This is a genomic window from Aliiroseovarius marinus (genome assembly GCF_050881025.1).
Taxonomy (GTDB): Bacteria; Pseudomonadota; Alphaproteobacteria; order Rhodobacterales; family Rhodobacteraceae; genus Aliiroseovarius; species Aliiroseovarius marinus_A.
This window is the reverse complement of sequence record NZ_JBNNXQ010000002.1, coordinates 451,082-475,214: the sequence shown is the minus strand read 5'-3', so window position 1 is coordinate 475,214 and position 24,133 is coordinate 451,082. Positions and strand designations below refer to the sequence as shown.

Sequence of the window (24,133 nt, the reverse complement as noted above, 5' to 3'; positions counted from 1 at the left end):
GCCAGCATGACATCTGATGCTTGACACTATGGGCGCGGGGGGCCAACCCTGCGCCCATGTTCGATCTGCGCCCCGTCATCTATGTTACCGGCCTGCTTGTGGCAGCTTTGGGTGCCACGATGTTGATCCCAATGGGGATTGATCTGCTTTATGGCAGCGCGGATTGGATCGTCTTTTTGCAAAGCGCGGTGATCACAACGCTGTTTGGTGGCGCGATGGCGCTGGCAACTGCCAATGGTGTGCGCAAAGGCTTGTCGATCCAACAGACCTTCTTGCTGACCACCGGCGTCTGGCTGGCCTTGCCTGTCTTTGGCGCGCTGCCCTTTGCCTTTTCCGAACTGGATGCCCGTCCGGTTGATGCGTTTTTCGAGGCGATGTCGGGTCTGACCACCACCGGCGCGACTGTGCTGTCGGGGCTCGAGGCCTTGCCCAAAGGGCTCTTGTTCTGGCGCGGGCTTTTGCAATGGTTTGGCGGCATCGGGATCATTGTTGTCGCGATGGTGTTTCTGCCCGAGCTTCGGGTCGGGGGTATGCAGATTTTCCGGTCCGAAGGCTTTGATACCTCGGGCAAAATCCTGCCGCGCGCCACCGAGATTTCATCGCGCATCTCAGTCATCTACTTCACGCTGACCGGGCTGTGCGCGCTGACCTATTTCGCCATGGGCATGGACCTTTTCGACGCTGCCACCCATGCGATGACCACCATCGCCACCGGCGGTTATGCCAATTACGACGCCTCGTTTGGCGCCTTCGGGCCGGGGGTGGAATATGCGGCGGTGTGTTTCATGCTGCTCGCGGCTTTGCCCTTTGCGCGCTACGTGCAAATTCTGGCAGGCACAGCGCGCCCGCTGTTGCAAGACAGTCAGGTGCGCGCATTTTTCGGCACGCTTCTGGCAATTGTTGCGATCTTGATGACGTGGCGCTGGCTTGCCGATGGCATTCAAACGGAAGAGGGGTTTCGCAAAACGCTCTTCAACGTGACCTCGATCCTGACCGGTACAGGCTATGCCTCGCAGGATTATATGGGTTGGGGCGCCTTTCCGGTGGTGATGTTCTTTTTCATCGGCCTCATTGGCGGCTGCGCTGGATCGACGGCCTGTTCGATCAAAATCTTCCGCTATCAGCTGCTGTTTTCTTCGATCCAGGCCCAGATCCGCGCGATCCATTCACCGCATGGGATCTTTACACCGCGCTACGCAGGGCGGCGCGTCGGTGACGAGGTGCTGTCCTCGGTCATGGGGTTCTTCGTCTTTTTCATCGTGACCTTGGGCGTGGTGGCGGTGCTTTTGGGGATGACCGGGCTGGATTTCGTCACATCGGTATCGGGCGCTGCGGCGGCGCTGGCCAATATCGGGCCGGGTCTGGGCGAGATCGTGGGGCCGGCCGGCAATTTCGCCACGCTCAGTGACGAGGCCAAATGGCTGCTCGCCGCCACGATGTTGATCGGGCGGCTGGAGCTGTTGGCGGTCTATGTGCTGTTCACCGTGGGCTTTTGGCGCGGGTGATCTGCGCGGGTCTTATTCCCAGCAACTTACCAGAACGGTCATGTCGGCGGCCATCGCGCTCAGGTCAATCGGGTCCATCGACGCGGTCACATCCGTGGCTTCGGCCGTGACGCCGTTTTCGGTCAAAAACGCCGAGACACTGGCGGATTGCAGCGCGAAACTGACATCACCCGGAAGCGCCCGGCCCGAAGGTTTCTGGGCGGGCAGAAGCATGCCCATCACGGCGCCGCCTGCATCCAGAACCGGGCCACCGGCGTCACCGGGAAGGGCGGCCAGGGCCAGGCGGGTCAGTTCGGCCTCTCCGTTCAAGCCGGTCAGTTCGGACAGTTTGCCAAAGGTCAGGCTGGGCGCGTTCAGGCGGCCCTCGAAGCTGTACCCGGCCACGGCCACGTCGCTGTTGAGGCGCGGCGCGTTGGACAGAAAGGCGGCGTGCGCAATCGGTGCCAGCGGCTCGGTCGGGGTCAAAAGCGCCAGGCCAAGTGCCTCATCCACCGCTTTCACGGTCGCTTCGTGGTCGTCATTGATCGTAATGCGCCCGCAGCTGTTGACCGCTTCGGCAGTGGTTAGGATCGACCCAGACCCATCCACATAGAAGCCGGACCGGGACCGTACGGGGCGGCGAATTTCCAACCCGGAAATCAGATCGAGGCTTTGCGTCGTCTGATCCAGCCCGGCATTGTCGGCCAGCGCGGCAGAGCTGGTCGATTTGAAGCCCTTGCGCATCGCTGTCAGCACCATATTGCGGCGCTTGTTGTCGCCTTTGGGCCAGACAAGCGTGAAGCCCTTCACCGTGCCATCAGACAGTTTGACCTGCGTGAAAGACGTGATCTGGTCGTTTTCACCTTCGATGGTGAAGCTGTTTTTGCCACGTTTGCGCGGTCCATCTGCGGGCACAATCTCAAGTGTCTGCAGAATGTCATAAAGCCCAAAGAGCGTGTTTTGATCGCCCGATTGGCTGATCATCACCAGCTTGGCGCCACTGTCGTCTTTGGTGTCGAAGTGAAGGAATGGCGCTTCATAGCGCGCGAATTTCACCATGGCGCCGGGAATTGGCGAGGCGATGCCCGCGGTTTCATCCACGAAATCGGTCAATCCAAGACCGTCGATCACCGCTTGGTAGCCGTCCAGCAGCTCGGCGCGCTGGCGGGTGGTCAGAATGCCCGTGGGGTCATAGCCGCGGTCGGTCTGCCATGCGGCCATCGACCGGCGGGTGCCGCGGCCAAAGGCGCCATCAATGGTCGAGGTATAGAAGCCCTCCCACTGAAGCGCGACCTGCAACGCCTTGCGTTCGTCACGGTTCAGAAGACGTTCGGATTTCTGCGCCTCGCGTTTTGTCTCGTCGCGCGGCGGCTCAGGCTCTGCCGGGGTGTCTTGTGCCGGTTCTACGGTGGCGACCGGTACGGAAACCTGCTGTTCTGTCTCTGGAACAGGTGTCTGGATCACCGCGGCCCCGCTGGTCAGCGCATTTGCCCCAACGGGCCAGAATTGCTGACGGAACTGTCCCGTTTCGGCGATGAAACTGTCGCGCGGGATGATGCCTGCGTTTTTCAGGCTGCGCAGCTGCAAAGCTGCGGCATCGGGCGAATAGGGACCAAGGACGATCGCATACCAGTTTGCGCCGATGCGAAACCCGTTTACGCCTTCCATCCGGGCTGCATAGGCACGCACGCGGTCTTCGGCTGCCGTCAGGTTGGGCTGAGCTTCCACCTGAATCCAAGCAACCTCGCCCTGCGCTTGGGCACCTGTTGTGGTCTGTTGGGCCACAACGCCCAAAGGGGTCAGGCAGGTGGTCAGGCTGGCAGCAAGGGCGATGGCAAATCGTTTGGTCATGGATCCTCTGGCCCGTCGGGCTTATGAAATTCTTTTTGGGCAAGTAACACAATGCACCCACTCAAGGTCAACATCGCGCACGCCGCCTATGGGAAATTTCTTTGCCCCAAAAGGCGCATGCCGTCGCCAAACAGGGGTTTTCCCGCGTTGACCCCCATCCGGGCAGGGCCTATTGAGTGGCAACGTCAGATCAAACGACCGGATGGGCAGCGCTATGGCCAAGACCGACACGAAACCGACCTGTTTTCAGGACATCATCCTGCGGCTTCAGAACTACTGGGCTGAAAAGGGCTGCGCCGTGATGCAGCCTTATGACATGGAGGTCGGCGCAGGCACGTTCCACCCGGCGACCACGCTGCGCTCGCTTGGCTCGCAGCCGTGGGCTGCGGCCTATGTACAGCCCTCGCGCCGCCCGACCGATGGGCGCTATGGCGAAAACCCGAACCGCTTGCAGCATTACTACCAGTATCAGGTGCTGATCAAACCCAGCCCGCCCAATCTGCAAGAGCTGTATCTGGGGTCGCTCGAAGCCATCGGCATCGACATGGATCTGCATGACATCCGGTTCGTGGAAGACGACTGGGAAAGCCCCACCCTAGGTGCGTGGGGTCTGGGCTGGGAGGTCTGGTGTGACGGCATGGAAGTCAGCCAGTTCACCTATTTCCAGCAGGTCGGCGGGCATGACTGCAAACCGGTCTCGGGCGAGCTGACCTATGGTCTGGAGCGACTGGCCATGTATGTGTTGGGCGTTGATCACGTGATGGACATGCCGTTCAACGCGCCCGACGCGATGATCCCGCTGAGCTATGGTGACGTGTTCAAACAGACCGAAGAAGAATACGCCCGCTGGAATTTCGATGTGGCCAACACTGATGTGCTCTTGCGCCATTTCGAGGAAGCCGAGGCCGAATGTCAGGCGATCCTTGATCAGGAACATATCGACCCCAAGACCGGTAAGCGCATCATCATGGCGCATCCGGCTTATGACCAGTGCATCAAGGCCTCGCATCTCTTTAACTTGCTGGACGCGCGCGGCGTGATTTCGGTCACGGAACGTCAGGCCTATATCGGGCGCGTGCGCGCCTTGGCGAAACTGTGCGCCGACGCCTTCGTGCAGACCACGGCCGGTGGGTGGACCCAGGACGGAGACGCGGCGTGAGCGGCCGTCTGTTAGGAGCATTTATCGTGATAACGGCCCTGATCTCTGGCGTTGCGATCTATTATCTGCAGCTCTACGCCTTCTATGACGAGGTGTCGGCAGGCGACGGCGTGCGCATGACCAATATGGTCACCGGCCAGCCTGAGATCGTGCTTTATGACAGTTTCGAAGGCATCGACGCGGACAGCTCTCCGCTGCGCTACCGCGGGTGTTTCACCACCACGATGAGCCTTGCGATGCTCACCGAAACCTTTGAACCCTACGAAGACGCCACCCCCCTGACGGCACCCGGCTGGTTTGACTGCTTTGACGCGGTTGCCATCGGGACCGCGATTGAACAGGGCGAAGCACTGGCCTTTTTGGGTGAACGCAACATCAAGGATGGCGTGGACCGCGTGGTCGCCATTTTCCCTGACGGCCGGGGCTTTGCCTGGCATCAGCTGAACGAAAAATATCAAGAGTAACCGACATGCCCGACCTGCTGATTGAACTCTTTTCCGAAGAAATCCCCGCGCGCATGCAAACCCGCGCTGCCGAGGATCTGAAAAAGCTGGTGACCGATGGTCTGGTCGAGGCTGGCCTGACCTATGCCGGTGCCGCCGCCCTGTCGACGCCGCGCCGCCTGACGCTGGCCGTCGAAGGCCTGCTGGCGCAGTCGCCAGACACGCGCGAAGAACGCAAAGGCCCCAAGGTGGGCGCACCGGATAAAGCGATCGAGGGCTTCCTGCGCGGCGCAGGCGTGACCCGTGATCAGCTGGAAGAACGCGACACCCCCAAGGGGCCCGTCTATTTCGCCACCATCGAAAAACAGGGGCGTCCGGCGGCGGATATCATCGCCGAGGTGCTGGAAAACGCGATCCGCAATTTCCCATGGCCCAAGTCGATGCGCTGGGGCACGGGGTCGCTTCGCTGGGTGCGCCCCTTGCACTCGATCCTCTGCATCCTATCGGATGAGGCCGGTGCCTCTGTCGTGCCGATGGAGGTCGACGGGATCAAAGCGGGTGACACCACCGAAGGCCACCGTTTCATGGCCCCCGGACGCTTCGCGGTCACAGGATTTGCCGACTACGAGGCCAAGCTGAAAGCCGCCAAGGTGATCCTGTCGCCCACTGAGCGTGCCGATCACATCTGGGCCGAAGCGCAGAACGCGGCCTTCGCCCAAGGGCTTGAGATTGTCGAAGACAAAGGGCTGCTGGCCGAGGTCGCAGGGCTGGTCGAATGGCCGGTTGTCCTGATGGGTGACATTGCCGAGGATTTCATCCACTTGCCGCCCGAGGTGCTGCAAACCTCGATGCGCGAGCACCAGAAATTCTTTTCCGTGAAAAACCCCAAGTTTGACCGGATCGAGAAGTTCATCACCGTGGCCAACCGCGAAACTTCGGATCACGGCGCGACCATTCTGGCGGGCAACCAGAAGGTGCTCTTTGCCCGTCTGGCAGACGCCAAGTTCTTCTGGGAAAACGATATTCGCGTGGCCGAAGCCGGTGGTCAACCGTGGCTCGACAGCCTGACCGACGTGACCTTCCACAACAAACTGGGCAGTCAGGCCGAACGCATCGACCGGATCGCCGCGATGGCCCGCGCATTGGCACCCTCGGTCGGGGCCGATGCCGATCTGGCAGAGAAAGCCGCGCGGTGGGCCAAGGCCGACCTCAGCTCGGAAATGGTTTACGAGTTTCCCGAATTGCAGGGCTTGATGGGCAAATACTACGCCGCGCCTGCGGGGTATTCGCCGGAGGTGGCCCATGCCGCGCTTGCGCATTACTCGCCGCTCGGACCCTCTGACGATGTGCCGTCCGCGCCCGTGTCGGTTGCCGCGGCTTTGGCTGACAAGCTTGATACGCTGACCGGTTTTTGGGCCATTGACGAAAAGCCCACGGGGTCCAAAGACCCGTTTGCGCTGCGCCGCGCCGCACTGGGCGTGATCAGGCTGGTATTGGACAATGGTCTTCGGGTCGAGCTGGACAAGCTCTTTGACGCCCAGCTGTTGCGCCATGAAATCGCGCTGAATGAAAACGGTGACGTGCGCATGGCGCTTTTGCGTGACCTCGACAACGAGATCGCCGATCACGGCGTGTTCGGCGCGGCCATCCGCACCATCCTTGACCATTTCGACGGTGATCTGTCGGCGCATATGAAAGAGATCAGGGATAACCTGCCGGATGTTTCGCGTGATCTTCTGTCTTTCTTCCACGACCGCTTGAAGGTTTACCTGAAAGACAAAGGTATCCGTCACGACGTGATCGACGCTTGCCTTGCTATGCCGGGCAATGATGATCTGACGCTTCTGGTCAAACGGGCCGAGGCGCTGGCCGGGTTCCTGTCCACTGATGATGGTGAAAACCTGCTTCAGGGCGTCAAACGCGCGTCGAATATTCTGGCGCAGGCGGAGGAAAAAGATGGCGTGGAATACTCCTATGGTGCGGATGTGAAATTCGCCGAAGATGACAGCGAAAAGGCGCTGTTCGCAGCACTTGATGCCTCAGAAGCTGCCATCACGCCCGCGATGCAGGCCGAGGATTTCGCCGCCGCGATGACCGCCATGGCGGCCCTGCGCGCGCCGATTGATGCGTTTTTCGAGGCCGTGCAGATCAATGCGGACAATCAGGTGCTGCGCCGCAACCGCCTGAACCTGCTGTCGCGTATCCGCACGACTTGCGGTGGCGTTGCCGACCTGTCGCGGATCGAAGGCTGATCCACGTAACGCCCTGATCGGGCCGGGGGATTATCCATCCGGCCCGCCGCGCTGCCGCATGTAACCCTTGTATGACACGCCCGTCGCGTTATGGTGATCGGCGAAAGGCGGTGCTGCGGTGCAGAAAGATACAGACCAGGGTTTTCTCGAAATCACCCCCACAGCGGCGATCGAAAATAATCGTCACGGCGGGCGGGCCAAATGCCTGCAACGGCTCATCCGGCTCGAGATGCCGGTCCCGCTCACTTGTGCGCTGAGCTTTGAGGCAGTGCATGGCGTGTCTGCCGGGGACATGCCGGATCTTGACGCGATGCTGGCCCTGTTTGGCGATGACCCGCTGGTATCGGTGCGCCCCTCATCAGAAGATCCCGACTGGGGTGGTCCCGGCGCCATTCTGAATATCGGGATGAATGATGTGGTGCACGCAAAACTGTGCGAAAGCCACGGAGAAACCGCCGCCAACGCGCTGTATTTGCGTTTTATTCAGGCCTATGCCGTGCATGTGGGCCGGTTGGACCCGGATGAGTTTGACGATTTCTCGACCCCCTCTGCAGCCACGCTGAAAGCGGCGCTGGAGCTGTATGAGGAAGAAACCGACAGCTATTTTCCGCAGGACCCTAAAGAGCAGTTGGCGGAAGTTTTGCGTTCCATGGCAAGGGCTTGGGAGGGGACAACCGCGCGGCTTCTGCGTCAGGCCAAGGGCGCACCTGCGGATGCCGGGCTTGGGCTTGTGGTGCAGAAAATGGCGCTGGGTGTCGGGCAGGGCGTGTGCGGATCGGGGGTCATTCAGTTTGTAAATGGCGCCACCGGGCATCGCGAAATCCGTGGCCGCTATCTTTGCAAAAGTCAGGGGCGTGATGCGCTGACCGAGGCCGAAGATCGCGACGTGATGTATCTGACCAAGGATGAACGCGGGCGTTCGATCGAAGAAGTGCTGCCAGAAAACTTCGCCGACCTTCTGCGCTATGGCGCGCTGTGCCGCTCCCGTCTGCGCGAAGAGATGGAGATCGAGTTTACCATCGAAAACGATGCGCTCTTTATCCTCGACGCGGTGCGCGTGCCGCGGGCAGAACGGGCCAATGTGCGCATTGCCGTTTCGTTGGCTCAGGACAAGATCATCTCGAAGGAAGAGGCTGTTTTGCGCATCCCGCCGCGCGCGCTGACGGCCCTTTTGCACAGTCAGATCGATCCATCGGGCGATCGGGACCTGTTTTCACGCGGGATTGCTGCCAGCCCCGGCGCGGCCACCGGCAAGGTCGTTTTCAATGCCCGCCGGGCGCAGGCGCTGGCCGCGCAAGGCGAGGACTGCATCCTTGTGCGCCGCGAAACCAGCCCGGAAGACATTCGTGGCATGCATGCAGCCAAGGGGATTTTGACCATTCGCGGTGGCATCACCAGCCATGCGGCCGTGATTGCGCGCGGGCTTGGGTTGCCGTGTGTGGTTGGGGCGGGCGATCTGACCCTGGACAAGAAAAAGGGCAAATTGCGGGCTGCTGATGGCCGGTCCTTCCGCGAGGGCGACATCATCACCATAGATGGGGCTGCCGGAGAAGCTTTGGCAGGTGCGGTGAATATGCTCCCGCCCGAGCTGGGCGACAGCTTCCAGACATTGATGACATGGGCAGACGAGCTGCGCGATATTGGTGTGCGCGCCAACGCGGATACTCCGCCCGATGCGCGCAATGCGCGGATGTTTGCGGCGGAAGGGATCGGGCTGTGCCGGACCGAGCATATGTTCATCGATGATGATCGCCTTCTGGCCATGCGAGAGATGATTTTTGCAGATCATGCTGATGACCGCAGGGCTGCGCTGGATCGCCTTCTTCCTATGCAGCGCGCGGATTTCACCGAGCTTTTTGAGATCATGCAGGGCCAGCCTGTCTGCATTCGTCTGTTTGACCCGCCCTTGCACGAATTTCTTCCGCATGGGCGTGAAGGTCTGCGAGAGCTGGCCGAGGCGCTGGACCTGCCTTTGCGGGACGTGGAGCGCCGTGTTGCGGGTCTGCGCGAATTCAACCCGATGCTTGGCATGCGGGGGGTTCGGCTGGGCGTCACCGTGCCCGAAATCTACGACATGCAGGCGCGGGCCATTTTTGAGGCGACGATTGAGGCGTCGAAATCCGGTGATCCGGTGGTGCCAGAGGTCATGATCCCGCTGGTATCGGCAAAGCGCGAGGTCGAGATCGTGAAGGCCCGGATTGACGCCGTGGCCGCCGCTGTGCGCATCGAACAGGGGGCCGATGTGGACTACCGTTTAGGCGTGATGGTGGAAACCCCGCGTGCGGCGCTACGTGCGGGCGAAATTGCGCAACATGCATCTTTCATGTCGTTCGGCACCAACGATCTGACCCAGATGACCTATGGTTTGTCGCGTGATGATGCAGGCCGGTTTATGGCCGAATATGTGGCACAAGGCGTCTATGAAGAGGACCCGTTTCACATGCTGGATGCGGATGGGGTCGGAGAGCTTTTGCAAATCGGCGCAGAACGCGGCCGGGCGGAAGATGCATCGCTTACACTGTCCATTTGTGGCGAACATGGCGGCAATCCGGAAAGCATCCGCTTCTGTCGCGACGCCGGCTTCAACTATGTGTCCTGTTCCCCGTTCCGGGTGCCGGTCGCACGGCTGGCGGCGGCACATCTGGCCGTTTTGGATCAAATGAAAGATGGACCAAAGCAGGGCTGATTGCCGCACCGGGCTGGACCGAATCTGACAATTTGAGTAAAGAGCGCCAGTGCTGACGTGCTCAGCCGTTCAGTTTCTGGGGGGTAACATGTTCTCATCAAACGCTTTTCGTGCTGCCGCGATGGCCGTTGGCTTGGGCGTGGCATTGGCTGCTTCACCCGTTTCCGGGCTGGATCGCAGCAATCCCTTCAGCGCCTTGTTGCATCAGCAAAAGGCGGGCATGGGGGCGATGAGCGGTGCGAGCATCGCGCGTTTTGGCAGTTTGCCGTCAGCGAAACCACCGCAGGCGAATGGCGCAGAGGACGGTGCTTCGCCGGTGGCATATACACATGCCTGGCTTGCCGCCCAGCCCGCGCCAAAACAGGATGCCGAATGGCGCTGCCTGTCCGAAGCGCTGTATTTCGAAGCGCGTGGGGAAACCGTAAAAGGTCAGTTTGCCGTGGCCGAGGTGATCATGAACCGTGTTGCACACGCCCGCTTCCCGAATACGATCTGCGGGGTGATCAATCAGGGCACCGGGCGCAAATATGCCTGCCAGTTCACCTATACCTGTGATGGCCGCGCCGAGGTGATCCATGAACCTGCCTCCTTTGCACGTGTTGGCAAGATCGCGCGGGCTGTCATCGATGGCGCGCCGCGCAACCTGACCGCGGGGGCAACGCATTATCACACCACCGCCGTGTCGCCGCGTTGGGCGTCGGTCTTTGCCCGCACCGCCTCCATCGGGGTGCATCGGTTCTATCGGATGCCCGGCTAAACTGGACGGACGGTTCGCAAACACGTTCGCCCGGTCGCTTTCGACTGGTCAATCCCTGTGTGTTCAGGGCATGGTCTGGTTCAGATGACCGAGGCCCGCATGACCCAGAGCACCACAGCTTTTTCCCCGCTAGAAACCCGCGCCGCCCAAATGGGGGGGGACAATCCTCCTGACCGGATTTCCGTGCGCGACCATATCACCGAGGTCGAGATCGGCGCCTTTCAGGCCGAGCGCGACGTGACCCAACGCCTGAAGATCAGCGTGGTGGTCGAAGTGGCGCCCAGCAGTGGTGCCGAAACGGATGATGTGGATGACATCTTGTCCTATGACGCGGTGACCGAAGCGATCACGGCCGAATTGGCGGCAGAACGGTTGAACTTGCTGGAAACACTTGCCGAACGCATTGCGGATCGGATTTTGCACGAACCGCAGCCTTTGCGCGTTTTTGTGCGGATTGAAAAGCTGGATCGGGGTCCCGGCAATCTTGGTGTCGAGATCGTGCGTCGACGCGTGGATAACAACGATGTAGAGCTGGCCTCGGACACGCCGCGCCCGCGCATTTTGCACCTGACGCAGGCCGCGCTGCAGGCGGGCACGCTTGATGCAATATTTGACGCGCAGCAGGCCAGCGAACACCCCCTGATCGTGACCCTTTCCGCGGCAGATGGCGGGGCGGATTTGTCCGGGGCGGCGCGGCGGATTGCCTTGTTGGACATTGAACGCGCGGCATGGGCATTGGCAGCGCGCCTTCCGCGCTGCGTCCCGGTTGGCACCCGCACCGAGCTGGACTGGGGCATGAAGAACGGGCAGCTTTCGGTCTGGACCCCTTCAAAGATGGTGCTGGATGCCGTGCAGGGGCCGCGCGGTGCTGAAGGGCTGGAGCTGGCACGATGGTTCGCGGGCGAGATCGGCGCGCGCGATATGTTGATTGTTGACGTATCTAACACTGACCGGGACGCTTTGGTGACCCGCCCAATCGCTGTGGAGGACATGCCATGACCGAACGCCACTATCCCGTGCCCCGTCAGGGTCAGCCATTTGCAGGGCCGGCGCTGGGCGGAGCGGCCCATGCATGGTTTGACGAGGTGATCGTCATGGATAAGGACGGCGCCAGTGTCCGCCAGCCTGCCGAGGATTGCGACCCGTCTGTTTTGAACCGCCTGTCTGCCCCGCGTCCTGATCTCTGCGGCCTGACGCTGGATGAGCCGCGGATCATGGGCGTGCTCAATGTCACGCCAGACAGTTTCTCGGATGGCGGGGATCATGTCACGCTGGAGGCCGCCGTGGACCGCGCGCGCATCATGGCGGGGGATGCGGATATTCTGGACATTGGCGGCGAAAGTACGCGACCCGGCGCCGAAGAAGTTGGTTTGGACGAAGAAATTCGCCGCACCGCCCCGGTGATCAAAGCCATTCGTGCCGCCGGCATCACCACACCCATTTCCATCGACACGCGCAAAGCCCGCGTGGCCGAGGCCGCCTTGGATGCGGGCGCGAATATCGTGAATGACGTGGCGGCCTTCACCTTTGACCCCGAGCTGGCTGATCTGGTGGCAGAACGTGACGTGCCGGTGTGCCTGATGCACGCGCAGGGCAAGCCTGACGTGATGCAGCTGGCACCACGCTATGACAATGTGGTGTTTGACGTGATGGCCGCGCTGGAGGAGCGTATTGATTTCGCAACCTCCAAGGGGGTGAAACGCGACCGGATCATCACCGATCCGGGCATCGGGTTTGGTAAGACTTTGGAACACAATGTGACTTTGCTAAGGAACCTTGCACTGTTACATGACCTTGGATTGCCCATGCTGCTGGGCGTGTCGCGCAAGCGGTTCATCGGCACGATCGGGCAGGTTGAAAATGCCAAGGACAGGCTTGCAGGCTCGGTGGCCGTGGCCCTGCATGGGGTGGCGCATGGGGCGCAGATATTGCGGGTGCATGATACATTCGAGACGCGACAGGCGCTGCTATTGCAGCAATCTTTGACGCAAAGAGGATAGTGATTTGGTCGAGAAACTATTTGGGACCGACGGGGTGCGCGGGCTGGCCAACAGCTGGCCGATGACCGCCGAAATGGCGTTGAAACTGGGCGCTGCGGCGGGGCGGCATTTCCGGCGCGATCATTCGAACGGACATCGGGTTGTGATCGGCAAAGACACGCGCCAGTCGGGTTATATGATCGAGAACGCTTTGACCGCTGGCCTGACCTCGACGGGTATGAACGTGCTGCTTCTGGGGCCTGTTCCAACGCCCGCCGTGGGGCGGTTGACCCATTCGATGCGGGCGGATTTGGGCATTATGATTTCCGCTTCGCACAATCCGTTTCACGACAATGGCATCAAATTTTTCGGCCCCGACGGGTTCAAACTGTCGGATGAAGACGAGGCCGAGATCGAGCGCCTTGTGCATGAAGGTGTCGACCCGGTGCAGCCGCAAAATATTGGCCGCGCACGGCGGATCGACGAAGGGCGGATGCGCTATACAGAGTATCTGAAAACCACCTTCCCCGAGCATAAGAAGCTCACTGGAATGAAGGTGGTGATCGACTGTGCCAACGGGGCGGCCTATCGCGCGGCGCCCTCTGCACTTTGGGAGCTGGGGGCCGAGATTGTGCCGGTGGGCGTCTCGCCTGATGGGACAAATATCAACAAGGGTTGCGGGTCCACGGACACCGCTTTGGCGGCGCGCACCGTTGTGGAAACGGGCGCCGATCTGGGCATTTGTCTGGATGGCGATGCGGATCGCATCATGATCATCGACGAAAAGGGCCGGGTAGCCGATGGCGATCAACTGATGGCGTTGTTTGCCACCCATTGGGCCGATGCGGGCCGCCTGAAAGGTGGCAAGCTGGTGGCCACGGTGATGTCAAACCTTGGGTTGGAACGTCACATGGCTGCGCGCGGGCTGGAGCTTGTGCGCACTAAGGTCGGTGACCGTCACGTGGTCGAAGCGATGCGGGCGGGTGGCTATAATCTGGGGGGCGAGCAGTCCGGTCACATCGTGATGACCGACTTTGCGACCACCGGCGACGGGCTTTTGGCCGGTTTGCAATTCCTGGCCTGTATGGTGGAAACCGGCAAGCCCGCCTCTGAGCTGTGTAAGGTGTTTGAAACCGTGCCGCAGCTTCTGAAGAACGTGCGCTACTCGGATGGTCAGACGCCGCTGGAGGCTGCGCAGGTGAAAGCGGCCATTGCGGATGCCGAAGCGCGCCTGATCGGGAAAGGCCGTTTGCTGATCCGCAAGTCAGGCACCGAACCTTTGATCCGCGTCATGGCGGAATGCGAGGACGAGGCGCTTTTGAACGAGGTGGTTGACGGGATCGTGGCCGAAGTTGAGGCCGTGACCGCCTAAAGCGTTTCGACATATTGTTGAGGCACGACAATATGTCGAAACGCGCGGAACTTATTGATGTTGTGGGCGTTTCGAAATCCAGTTGTGATCGGGCTTAATCTCGAAACGCTTTAGCGCCCGATCAACATCTTGCGCAGGCTGAACCACTGGCTGATGGCGAGGCCTGTCAGGATCAGCCCCAGCGCCACGTAAAAGCGGACGGGCAGTGCTTCCGACAAGATCCACGCGCCGAATACCATCGACCAGACAGGCACCTGATAGTTCACCAGCGTCATGAAAACGGACCCGGCTGAGCGTATGATGGACACGCGCAACAGCGTGGCCAGAGCGGTCGGCAAAAGGCCAAGCGCGATGATGGCCAAACCGGGGCGCGCACCTTGCCAGTCCGGCACACCCTCGGTCATCAACATGATGGGCAACAACAACACCGACCCCACCACCAACGTCAAAGTGGCCAGCACCAGCGGATCAATGGGCGGGCAGCGACGGGTCAGGATCGAGGCCAGCGAATAGCAAAACGCCGCGCCCACACAGGCCAGCTGCGCCAGCGGCTCGGTGCCCTGACCCAGTTGCATGAGCCCCGGCCCGATCAGCACCAACGCCCCGCAGAATCCCAATGACACACCGATGAATTTCCGCGCGTTTAGCGGCTCGTCGGAAAAGAAATGCGCCAGCGGCAGCACCATCAGCGGGATTGCCGCCATGGACAACCCGGCAAAGGCCGAGGGCACATATTGCTGCCCCCAGCTGAGCAGCACAAAGGGCAAGGCAGTGGACAATATGCCGATGATCGAGATTGACCACCACAGCGCGCCGGACAGTCCGGGCATCGTCTTGCCCATCACCCGCATCAAACCCCAAAGCGCCAGTGCCCCCAACGTGGTGCGGGCGGTGGCCACGGTCACGGGGCCGTAACCCTCCAGCGCAATGGCCACGACCATGAACGTGCCACCCCAGATCAGGCCAAGGGTTATGACGCCCGCCCAGTCGCGGGATGTGGGATTGTCTGTCATTGGTGCTCTCAACGAAAAGGGGCGCCCGCAATCGGACGCCCCACTTGACCTGTCTGCGCGGCGGAAATCAACCCGCTGCGTTTCGGGTCTTAGTTCTTTTCCTGATCGACCAGTTTGCCAGCGGAAATCCACGGCATCATGTCGCGCAGTTTCTTGCCAACCACTTCGATCTGGTGCTCGTCATTGTGACGGCGGGCGGCTTTGATGGTCGGCTGACCAACAGCGTTTTCCAGCATGAAGTCACGCACGAATTTACCGGTCTGGATGTCTTCCAGCGATTCCTTCATGGCTTTCTTGGTGGCTTCATAGGGCAGGATGCGCGGGCCGGTGACGTACTGGCCGTATTCTGCAGTGTTCGAGATCGAGTAGTCCATGTTGGCAATGCCGCCTTCATAGATCAGGTCCACGATCAGCTTGGTTTCGTGCAGACACTCGAAGTAAGCCATTTCCGGGGCGTAGCCGGCTTCAACCAGGGTCTCGAAACCGCAACGGATCAGCTCTACGATGCCGCCGCACAGAACAGCCTGTTCACCGAACAGGTCGGTTTCGCACTCTTCGCGGAAGTTGGTCTCGATGATGCCCGAGCGGCCGCCACCGATGGCCGAGCAATAGGACAGGCCGATTTCCAGCGCTTTGCCGGTTGCGTCGGTGTCAACGGCCACAAGGCAGGGCACACCGCCGCCTTTGACGTATTCGCCACGTACCGTGTGACCCGGGCCTTTCGGGGCCATCATGATCACGTCGACGCCTTCTTTCGGCTCGATCAGGCCGAAGTGCACGTTCAGCCCGTGGGCGAAAGCGATGGCTGCGCCAGGGCGAATGTTGTCGTGAACGTATTTCTTGTAGGTCTCGGCCTGCAGTTCGTCGGGCATGGTGAACATGATGACGTCGCACCAAGCCGCAGCTTCGGCGATGCCCATGACTTCCAGACCTTCAGCTTCAGCTTTCTTGGCCGAAGCCGAGCCTTCGCGCAGGGCAACAACAAGGTTCTTGGCGCCCGAGTCGCGCAGGTTCAGCGCGTGGGCGTGGCCTTGGCTGCCATAGCCCAGGATGGCCACTTTTTTGTCTTTGATCAGGTTAATGTCGCAATCGCGATCGTAGTAAACGCGCATATCGGGTGCTCCGTTGCATGAGTTTTTGTTCTGGATCGCATCATAGGCATGATTTGCAGAGGTTCGAGTGGGTTACGCGCGATATATTCATCAAATATGCGTATTTCTATTCGTATTGAATGATGATAGTTTAAAATTCATGCTTGACGATCTTGATAGACGCATATTGCGCCAGATGCAGGCCAGCTCTTCCCTTGCCGGGGCTGAGTTGGCCCAGCGTGTGGGGCTGTCAGCGGCACGGCTATCGCGGCGGGTTGAAAGGTTGCGTGACCAAGGCATCCTGCGCGGCCCGCGCGCTGTGATCAACTGGCGCGCGCTGGGCTATGAGGTCGAGGTCAGCCTGCGCGTGACGCTCGACAAAACCCAAACCCGCGCCTTTGACGATTTCATCGACGCCGCGCGCGCCATTCCCGAGGTGATCGAGATTCAAACCTTTGTCGGGCGGGTGGATGTGCGCCTGTCGGTTATTGCGCGCGATATGCCCGACTATCAGCGCATCTATCGCGACCAAATTCTGGCATTGCCACATATCGCCGATATCGAGGCGCTTATGCATGTGGCGCGGATTAAATCTGACGAAAGCCTGCCGCTGTGAGCGATTTTGACGATATCGACCTTGCGCTTTTGCGCCTTCTGTCCGAGGACGCGACCCGATCCGCTGGCGCTTTGGGGCGCGACGTGGGCCTGAGCCAACCGGCCGCCTGGCGCCGCATCAAGCGGCTCACGGATCTGGGCGTGATTGCCGGTCGGCGGTTGGATCTGGATCGCGAGGCACTGGGCTTTGGCGTGACTGTGTTTTTGGGGGTGAAGCTGGCCACCAAAGGGCGCGTCAGTCTGGAGGATTTCGAACGCGCGGTCTCCGCCATACCCGAGGTGCAGACCGTCGAACATGTGCTGGGGCTTTATGACTACCGCCTGCGCGTGGTGGCGCGCGACATTTCCGATTTCGAACGGGTGCTCAGACGCCGGATCATGACGCTGCCCGGCGTGGGCGATGTCGAAGCCAATGTGCTTTTGTCGGAGGAAAGGCGCCCCGGCCCGCTTGGAACGGCCGAGGCGTGAAGCTTCTTAGCCCTTGCCGCCGGCCATCGTGACCAAAAGCAGATAAATCACCGGAACCGTGGCAAGTGCCACAAGACCAACACCGGCCACACCTTTGATCAGGAAGCCAACAACCAATGCGGCGACAATCGCGCCCATGATCATGAAGGCAATCTTTTCGGCGCGTGCTTCGGCGGCTTTTTCAGCGGGGGTAAGTTTGGTCGACATATGCGTTCTCCTGTTCGCGTGTGGAACCGGATAAACTGCATGGGTTAAAGAAATAACATGCGACATTCCTGTCATGCGGCGCCGTGCCGCAGTGCAGAAATTCTGTCATGGATCAGCTCGGGCCAAGCCCCGCCCGCATGACCCGTTTGCGCATCGGGGCCACGTCATGAACCGCTTTCAGCCCCAACAAACGCACCGCCTGCATCACGCTGTCCCCGGACCGTGTGACACGGTTGAACAGGTCAATCACGCGGGCCCGCCGTGAAATGTCGCTGGCACGCGCCTTTTCATAAGCGCGCATCATCGCGGGGTCCCCCAAGGTCTCGGGGCTGGCTTCAGCCAGTTCCAACAGTGAAATCACGTCGTTCAGCGATGTGTTCAACCCCTGCGCACCGATCGGGGGCAATGCATGCGCGGCTTCGGCCACCACCGCGACGCGACCCGAGCTTAGTTGATCAGCGGTCTGCGTGATGATCGGCCAGACCGACCGGTTCCCCATCAGCTGCATCCGCCCAAGCAACCCGGTCGAACGTTCATACATCACGTCCTCAAAGGCGGGCACCTCCATATCCATCAGCTCCTGGGCGCGCGGGCCTTTGTTCATCCACACGATGGCCGAGGCATGTTTGCCGTCCATGTCAGGCAGCGGCACGATGGTGAAGGGGCCGCCTTCGTTGTAAATCTCGGTCGAGATATTGTCGTGCGGCGCGTCATGCGTGACCGTGAAAGCCAGCGATTTCTGCCCATAGCGCGTGGTTGAAACGCTGATTCCGGCCGCCTCGCGCAGGGGGGAAAACTTGCCATCTGCGGCGATGCCCATCCGTGCGCGTACCTGATCGCCATTGGTCAGTGAAACGATGATTTCACCTGTGCGCTGCACGATGGAGCGAAAGCCGGTGCCGTAAAGTGGCGTGATGCGGGGCTGGGTTTGCAGGTAATCCCAAATCTCGCGCCGGACGACCCAGTTCATCAGGTTCCAGCCAAAGGGCTCTTCGCCCATATCGTCGGATCGAAACACCCGGCGGTCGCGCACCACGGGTGGCCAGCCGGTTGTGTCGATGACCGCAAGCTGGTCCAGAGGTTTGGCATGCGGCTCCAACACGGGCCACAACCCGATCCGGTCAAAAAGCTGACGTGCTGGGCGCAAGAAGGCGGTGGATCGCAGGTCAGACGCCTCTTCATCCGCCGTGGTGACCGGCACAAACGGGTCGGCCATCACCACCGTGAACCCGGCTGCTGCAAACGCCGCGGCCGTGACCTGCCCGGCAATGCCGCCCCCCGAAATAAAGATGTCTGCCTGATGTTCGGTTCTGGTGTCGGGCATGGGTCAATCCTTAGAGGCAGGCGGGCAGGCCGCATCCACAAGGCGGCCAAGAAACCCGGTCAGGTCATCAGTGTGATGGTGGATATGATCAGCTGGGGCAGGGTCCGGTGCCACATGGACCGTGCGCATCCCCAGCGCGTGTGGGACGGCCAGATTGCGCGGGTCGTCCTCGAACATCGCGGCAACCTCGGGCGATACGCCGTCTCGTTCAAAGACCCGCTCAAAGGCCGCGCGGTCGGGTTTAGGGTGGAAATCTGCGTGTTCGACGCCATAGACCGCGTCAAACAGACCCGCCAGACCGCGCGCGGCCAGCACCTGTTCGGCATAGGGGGCCGAGCCATTGGTATAGACGATCTTGCGCCCCGGCAGCGATTGGATATGGGCTGCCAGTTCCGGGTCCGGGTCGAGGCTGTCAAACGAGATATCGTGCACATCTTGCAGATAGGGGGCGGGATCCACACCGTGTTCACGCATCAAGCCGGCCAGCGTCGTGCCATGTGTGCGCCAGTAGTGATGCCTGAGCCGGTCGGCCTCGTGCCGGTCAACGCCCAACTCCTGCATCACCCAATTGGTCATGCGGATCTCGATCTGATCGAAAAGCCGCGCATGGGGCGGGTAAAGCGTATTGTCCAGGTCAAAGACCCAGTGGCTGACGTGGTTGAAGTGATCGGCGACCATGGCGTGACGCTACAATGGGTGGGCGCAGGGTGAAAGGGTGGAAATGGTGTTTTGGGGGCAATGCGACCACAAGCCACGTGCTTGGGGTTTGCCATGACGAAGCCTGCGTGTTTATGTGTGCGGATGACAAATGCGCCGGGAGGGACAGCGCCATGGCCGACGGAAGGCAAGGACATCGGGACGCTTACGAGATGATCCTCGAAGCGATTGATCTGGGCACCTACAAGCCCGGCGACCGGCTGGTGGAAAGCGAGCTTGCGGATCGGTTCGGCGTGTCCCGCACGCCTATTCGTGAAGCTTTGCAGAGACTGGAAACCCAGTCACTTCTGACCCGTGACGGGCGCAGCCTGATCGTGGCCTCGCTGGATCACAATCAATTGGCCGAGCTTTACGTTGTGCGTGCCGAGCTGGAAGGGCTCGCGGCCTCACTGGCCGCGCAGCATGCCGCCCCCGAGGAAATCCGCGTGCTTCGTGAGATGGTCGAGGATGATCGCAACCGGTTGGATGACCCGGCGGCGCTTGCCCGGTCGAACCGGCGGTTCCACAAGCAACTGCACCTTGCCTCGCACAACCGCTATCTGGTGCAACAGCTTGATCTTGTGCATCGCACCATGGCGCTTTTGGCCACCACATCGCTGGCGGCTGAAGGGCGCAGCGAAACGGCCGTTGCCGAACATGACGCCATTGTCACGGCCATCGAGGCACGCGATCAGGACGCCGCCCGGTCGGCCCTGCGCGCCCATATCTCGAAAGCTTTTGAAACCCGGATCAAACTGGATTCGATGGCGGGGGAGTAGCCGCAGAGGCATCCCGCTTGTCAAACTTCCCGTGCTGGGTTTTGTCCCAGTAAAAGGGTTTCGTGACAATTTCGGTGAAGCCTTTCATGGCGGCCAGCGACGCCAGCGGATAATAGAAATGCAGGGTCGGCACCCAGTAACGCAGCCATGCGTGTTTTACATTGCTGACCGCAAGAACGCCCACGGTGATCGTCAGAATCTCAGTCGCCATGAAGACGGCCCCAAGGATGATCAAAAGCTCGCTGGGCATAACGCCACGCAGCGGATGGGGCAGTCCCAGAGGAAAGGCCCAGAAGGTCCACAGGATCGGGGCCAGCAGGAATTGCGACAGGGCGCCAAGAAACAGAATCTGAAAACCCAGGAATTTCCACCACCCCAGATCGCGGCGCAGCTGGCGAGGATTGCGCATATGCACGCCATAGGTCATCGCATAGCCCTTGATCCAGCGTGACCGCTGCTTGATCCAAGGCCAGACCCGGCAATTGGCTTCCTCTTCTGTGACCGTATCCACCAGTTCGGTCCGGTATCCGTGGCGCGCCAGCCGGATGCCAAGATCGGCGTCTTCGGTCACGTTATGCGCGTCCCATCCGCCCAGTTCTTCAAGGGCCGCGCGGCGGAAAAACAGCGTGGTGCCGCCCAGCGGAATGGCAAAGCCCATCCGTTCGATCCCCGGCAATACAAGTCCCCACCAGGTAGCATACTCCACGGTGAAACAGCGGCTGAGCCAGTTGGTGCGGGCATTGTAGAAATCGAGCTTGCCTTGCAGGCAGGCGACCTCGGGCCCGCGCTCGGAGAAACGACGGACGATCTTGTGGATTTGATCAGCGGCGGGGGCGTCCTCGGCATCGTAGACGCCGATGATCGAGCCTTTGCAGAAATCCAGCGCAAAATTCATCGCGCGCGGTTTGGTTTTGACCACGCCACGCGGCACCACAATCTGGCGCATCCATCGGGGCAGTTCAGATGAGGCAAGCGTTTCCTGCGTCAGCGCATCGTCCTCTTCGACCACGAGACAGATATCGAGCAGTTCGCGCGGATAAGACAGGCGCTCTAGCCGTTTGACCAGACGTCCGGCGATTTCGCGTTCCTTGTAAAGCGGCACAAGGATCGACACCGTGGGCAGTTTCAGAAACCCCTGAGCGCTGCGCGACGAGATAAACGGGGCGGCTTCGGAGGATTTGCGTTTGTAAAACTGCCATGCCGCAATGGCCTTGAGGGACGAGTTCAGCAACAGCGTCAGAACGGCCCAGGCCACCAAAGCCACGAAGCCTGTGAAGGACGAGATCATGAAAAGCCCCGCCATTGCGATCAAAAGCGCCAAGGCAAACCGTGCAACAGCGCCACGGCGCCACCCCCGGCAGCTTTCGGCTTCGCTCACCCTGTTTTCAGCACGGATGGCCAATGTGCGGTGGCGCAGGTTGATCAAAGCCGTGTGGATGTCGCGTTCCGGCGCGATGGCCAGGAAACAGCGCCCCCATTCTACGGGGAAGTCTTTGGACAGACGTTCGAACTCATCGGGGCGCGCGCAGATGACCACCGTGCCGCCGCCGACCTGTTTCCATGGTAACACGCCGTTTTGAATGCAGAAATCCGGCCCTAACTGGTCGATTAGACGTACGTCTGGCGGCTCCGAAGACAGATCGGCCAGGCTGCACCCAAACTGGCAGGCCAGACCTGCGTAAAGGTCGGCGGGCCGTACCCACCCGTTGGCAACAAGAATGTCGCCGAACCGTGCATCCTCGCGCGCGGAAAGCGAGACGGCCATGGCAAGATGTTCGGGTGACAGCGCGCCCATTTCGACCAGCACCTGCCCCAACGGTTTGCGCCGCGATGGATCGGGGCGTGGCCTGTCTTGTGGCGATGTTTGCGAAAGGGTCGTGAACACGGGCCCATGCGTACCCGTTGACCCCATTTGCTGATGGGGCGTCGCGCGGGAAGAACTATCGTGAACGAGACGCAGGTTTGGGGGCGGCATTTTATGCTCGTTGGCTGTCAGACCAGACCAGCATGGGTGTGAAGTGGTTAATGACAGGTTAACGGCGGCTTAACCAAGCCGCCGTCTCAAAAATTCTCTGCAATTTTGTCACAGATGCCGGTCAGCCGCGTGCATCCATCGCCTTGGCGAAGTTCTCAAACAGATAGTAGCTGTCCATTGGGCCGGGGCTTGCTTCGGGGTGATACTGCACCGAATAGACCGGGCGCTTTTCCATGCGAATGCCGCAGTTCGACCCGTCAAACAGCGAGACATGCGTTTCGATCACGCCTTCAGGCAGGCTGTCTGTATCCACAGCAAAACCGTGGTTCATCGAGGTGATCTCGACTTTGCCAGTGTCGTTGTTTTTGACCGGGTGGTTGGCGCCGTGGTGGCCGTGGTTCATCTTGATCGTCTTGGCGCCAAGGGCCAGCGCCAGCATCTGGTGACCCAGACAAATGCCGAAGACGGGCAGGTCTGTGGTCTCGAGGATCTGTTTGATCATCGGCACGGCATATTCGCCCGTGGCTGCAGGGTCACCGGGGCCGTTGGACAGGAACACACCGTCAGGCTCGTGGGCCAGCACCTCGTCTGCAGTGGCGGTGGCGGGCAGCACGGTCACGTCACATCCGGCCGAAGCAAGGCAGCGCAGAATGTTGCGTTTTGCACCGAAATCCAGCGCGACAACTTTGTGGCGCGCATTGTCTTGCTTAGGGAAGCCATCAGGCCAGGCCCACCGCATCTCGTCCCACTTGTAGCTCTGCGCGCAGGTGACCTCTTTGGCCAGATCCAGACCTTCAAGGCCAGAAAAGCCACGCGCCTGGGCAATCAGCGCCTCGATATCGAAATTCCCGTCGGGGTCATGGGCGATGGCCACATGGGGCGCACCTTGCTGGCGGATTGCACGGGTCAGGCGGCGGGTATCCACACCCCCGATGCCGATGCGGCCGCGTTTCTCCAGCCAGTCCACCAGCCGGTCAACCGAACGCCAGTTCGAGGGTTCGGTCGGGTCCCATTTCACCACCATGCCTGCGGCAACCGGGTCGCCGGTTTCATCATCCTCGGGGTTTACGCCCACATTGCCCACATGGGGGAAGGTGAACGTGACCACCTGACCTGCATAGGACGGGTCGGTCATGATTTCCTGATAGCCGGTCATGGCGGTGTTGAAACACAGCTCGGCCGTGGTGGTGCCGGTGGCACCAAAGCCGTGACCATAAAAGATGGTGCCATCGGCAAGGGCCAGACAGGCAGTGGGTTTGGCAGTTTCCTGAAGAGGGGCAGAGGCAGCGGACATTGAACGACTCCCGATCGACAAATTGGCGCGAAACTAGAGGTGCGCGCGGGTGGGGTCAAGGGGCAGTGCAGAAAGGAGGAAAATTGCCATAATGTTATTTTACAAGGGGTTAGGCGATAATTGACCCTGTTGAATGCCGGAAGTGTTTTCGCTAAGTTGCGGACTTTGTGTTGGCCACTTGAGATGGATGGACCCATGGACATGCGCAGCCGCGTCAATGACGCTCTGAAAACGGCGATGAAGAACAAAGATGCCGAACGCCTTTCGACGCTTCGTTTGATCAATGCCGCGATCAAGGACCGCGACATCGCGCTTCGTGGTACAGGCGAGGAGGCCGAAATCACAGATGCCGACATTCTGGCGATCCTTGGCAAGATGGTGAAGCAGCGTCAGGAAAGTGCGCGCGCTTATGAAGAGGGCGGGCGGCTGGAGCTGGCCGAAAAGGAGCGTTCGGAAATCGAGGTCATCGAGGACTTCCTGCCCAAGCAGCTGTCTGATGACGAAACCGCTGCTGAAGTGGCCGCCGCGATTGCCGAGGTCGGGGCCGAAAGCATTCGCGATATGGGCAAGGTTATGGGTGTCCTGAAATCCAAGTTCACCGGCCAGATGGATTTCGGCAAGGTCGGCCCCATGGTGAAAGACAAGCTGGGCTGAACACGCCAACAGGCAGGAATTTTGAAACCGCGGA

At 60.5% G+C, this 24,133-nt stretch carries 21 protein-coding genes; 13 read left to right on the top strand and 8 right to left on the bottom strand.

The window, feature by feature from the left end; genetic code table 11:
- Window positions 1–56 precede the first annotated feature (56 nt).
- Complete coding sequence (locus ACRY08_RS07815) at window positions 57–1,505, top strand: TrkH family potassium uptake protein (protein ID WP_432449347.1); 1,449 nt, start codon at window positions 57–59, stop codon at window positions 1,503–1,505.
- 12 nt (window positions 1,506–1,517) lie between these two features.
- Here ACRY08_RS07815 and ACRY08_RS07810 read toward each other — a convergent pair whose 3' ends face one another.
- Complete coding sequence (locus ACRY08_RS07810; RefSeq protein ID WP_432449346.1) at window positions 1,518–3,335, bottom strand: serine protease; 1,818 nt, start codon at window positions 3,333–3,335, stop codon at window positions 1,518–1,520.
- A 214-nt stretch (window positions 3,336–3,549) separates the two neighbouring features.
- On the opposite strand from ACRY08_RS07810, the gene ACRY08_RS07805 reads away from it, so the two are divergent.
- The 8 genes from ACRY08_RS07805 to glmM all read left to right on the top strand — a co-directional run bounded on the left by ACRY08_RS07805 (window position 3,550) and on the right by glmM (window position 13,983).
- Window positions 3,550–4,494: a glycine--tRNA ligase subunit alpha gene (locus tag ACRY08_RS07805; RefSeq protein WP_432449345.1), complete on the top strand. Its 945-nt coding sequence runs from the start codon at window positions 3,550–3,552 to the stop codon at window positions 4,492–4,494.
- 26 nt (window positions 4,495–4,520) lie between these two features.
- Window positions 4,521–4,958, top strand: a complete 438-nt coding sequence (locus ACRY08_RS07800) for a DUF6446 family protein (RefSeq protein WP_432449344.1) — start codon at window positions 4,521–4,523, stop codon at window positions 4,956–4,958.
- 5 nt (window positions 4,959–4,963) lie between these two features.
- A complete protein-coding gene (gene glyS, locus ACRY08_RS07795) occupies window positions 4,964–7,189 on the top strand; it encodes a glycine--tRNA ligase subunit beta (RefSeq protein ID WP_432449343.1) in 2,226 nt (741 codons plus the stop codon).
- A gap of 118 nt (window positions 7,190–7,307) precedes the next feature.
- The gene (locus ACRY08_RS07790; RefSeq protein WP_432449342.1) at window positions 7,308–9,875 is read left to right on the top strand and encodes a putative PEP-binding protein; all 2,568 of its coding nucleotides are present in this window, start codon (window positions 7,308–7,310) and stop codon (window positions 9,873–9,875) included.
- Between the two features lie 88 nt (window positions 9,876–9,963).
- Window positions 9,964–10,632, top strand: a complete 669-nt coding sequence (locus ACRY08_RS07785) for a cell wall hydrolase (protein WP_432449341.1) — start codon at window positions 9,964–9,966, stop codon at window positions 10,630–10,632.
- Window positions 10,633–10,731: 99 nt separating this feature from the next.
- Window positions 10,732–11,631 (top strand): dihydroneopterin aldolase, encoded by a 900-nt coding sequence (locus ACRY08_RS07780; RefSeq protein ID WP_432449340.1) that lies wholly within the window; start codon window positions 10,732–10,734, stop codon window positions 11,629–11,631.
- Window positions 11,628–12,632: a dihydropteroate synthase gene (gene folP, locus ACRY08_RS07775; RefSeq protein WP_432449339.1), complete on the top strand. Its 1,005-nt coding sequence runs from the start codon at window positions 11,628–11,630 to the stop codon at window positions 12,630–12,632. The genes ACRY08_RS07780 and folP overlap by 4 nt, the downstream gene beginning before the upstream one ends.
- Window positions 12,633–12,636: 4 nt before the next feature.
- The gene (gene glmM, locus ACRY08_RS07770) at window positions 12,637–13,983 is read left to right on the top strand and encodes a phosphoglucosamine mutase (protein WP_432449338.1); all 1,347 of its coding nucleotides are present in this window, start codon (window positions 12,637–12,639) and stop codon (window positions 13,981–13,983) included.
- Between the two features lie 110 nt (window positions 13,984–14,093).
- Here glmM and ACRY08_RS07765 read toward each other — a convergent pair whose 3' ends face one another.
- Window positions 14,094–14,996: a DMT family transporter gene (locus ACRY08_RS07765; RefSeq protein ID WP_432449337.1), complete on the bottom strand. Its 903-nt coding sequence runs from the start codon at window positions 14,994–14,996 to the stop codon at window positions 14,094–14,096.
- Window positions 14,997–15,085: 89 nt separating this feature from the next.
- Window positions 15,086–16,108: a ketol-acid reductoisomerase gene (gene ilvC / locus ACRY08_RS07760; protein ID WP_432449336.1), complete on the bottom strand. Its 1,023-nt coding sequence runs from the start codon at window positions 16,106–16,108 to the stop codon at window positions 15,086–15,088.
- Between the two features lie 139 nt (window positions 16,109–16,247).
- Here ilvC and ACRY08_RS07755 point away from each other — a divergent pair, with 139 nt between their 5' ends.
- A complete protein-coding gene (locus tag ACRY08_RS07755) occupies window positions 16,248–16,703 on the top strand; it encodes an Lrp/AsnC family transcriptional regulator (protein ID WP_432449335.1) in 456 nt (151 codons plus the stop codon).
- Window positions 16,700–17,170 carry an Lrp/AsnC family transcriptional regulator gene (locus ACRY08_RS07750; protein ID WP_432449334.1) on the top strand — a complete coding sequence of 157 codons (471 nt, stop codon included), beginning with the start codon at window positions 16,700–16,702 and terminating at the stop codon, window positions 17,168–17,170. Before ACRY08_RS07755 ends, ACRY08_RS07750 begins: the two co-directional genes overlap by 4 nt.
- A 6-nt stretch (window positions 17,171–17,176) precedes the next feature.
- Here ACRY08_RS07750 and ACRY08_RS07745 read toward each other — a convergent pair whose 3' ends face one another.
- The 3 genes from ACRY08_RS07745 to ACRY08_RS07735 all read right to left on the bottom strand — a co-directional run bounded on the left by ACRY08_RS07745 (window position 17,177) and on the right by ACRY08_RS07735 (window position 19,379).
- Complete coding sequence (locus ACRY08_RS07745) at window positions 17,177–17,377, bottom strand: hypothetical protein (protein ID WP_432449333.1); 201 nt, start codon at window positions 17,375–17,377, stop codon at window positions 17,177–17,179.
- A gap of 112 nt (window positions 17,378–17,489) precedes the next feature.
- A complete protein-coding gene (locus ACRY08_RS07740) occupies window positions 17,490–18,701 on the bottom strand; it encodes an FAD-dependent monooxygenase (RefSeq protein WP_432449332.1) in 1,212 nt (403 codons plus the stop codon).
- Window positions 18,702–18,704: 3 nt separating this feature from the next.
- A complete protein-coding gene (locus ACRY08_RS07735) occupies window positions 18,705–19,379 on the bottom strand; it encodes a pyrimidine 5'-nucleotidase (RefSeq protein ID WP_432449331.1) in 675 nt (224 codons plus the stop codon).
- 152 nt (window positions 19,380–19,531) lie between these two features.
- Between ACRY08_RS07735 and ACRY08_RS07730 the strand changes: the two genes are divergently transcribed.
- Window positions 19,532–20,176, top strand: a complete 645-nt coding sequence (locus ACRY08_RS07730; protein WP_432449330.1) for a GntR family transcriptional regulator — start codon at window positions 19,532–19,534, stop codon at window positions 20,174–20,176.
- On the opposite strand, the gene ACRY08_RS07725 is transcribed toward ACRY08_RS07730, so the two are convergent.
- The gene (locus tag ACRY08_RS07725) at window positions 20,148–22,061 is read right to left on the bottom strand and encodes a glycosyltransferase family 2 protein (RefSeq protein ID WP_432449329.1); all 1,914 of its coding nucleotides are present in this window, start codon (window positions 22,059–22,061) and stop codon (window positions 20,148–20,150) included. The genes ACRY08_RS07730 and ACRY08_RS07725 overlap by 29 nt on opposite strands.
- Before the next feature lie 211 nt (window positions 22,062–22,272).
- Window positions 22,273–23,445 carry a glutamine-hydrolyzing carbamoyl-phosphate synthase small subunit gene (gene carA, locus ACRY08_RS07720; protein ID WP_432449328.1) on the bottom strand — a complete coding sequence of 391 codons (1,173 nt, stop codon included), beginning with the start codon at window positions 23,443–23,445 and terminating at the stop codon, window positions 22,273–22,275.
- A 195-nt stretch (window positions 23,446–23,640) separates the two neighbouring features.
- Here carA and ACRY08_RS07715 point away from each other — a divergent pair, with 195 nt between their 5' ends.
- Complete coding sequence (locus tag ACRY08_RS07715) at window positions 23,641–24,099, top strand: GatB/YqeY domain-containing protein (RefSeq protein WP_432449618.1); 459 nt, start codon at window positions 23,641–23,643, stop codon at window positions 24,097–24,099.
- The last annotated feature ends 34 nt before the right edge of the window (window positions 24,100–24,133 follow it).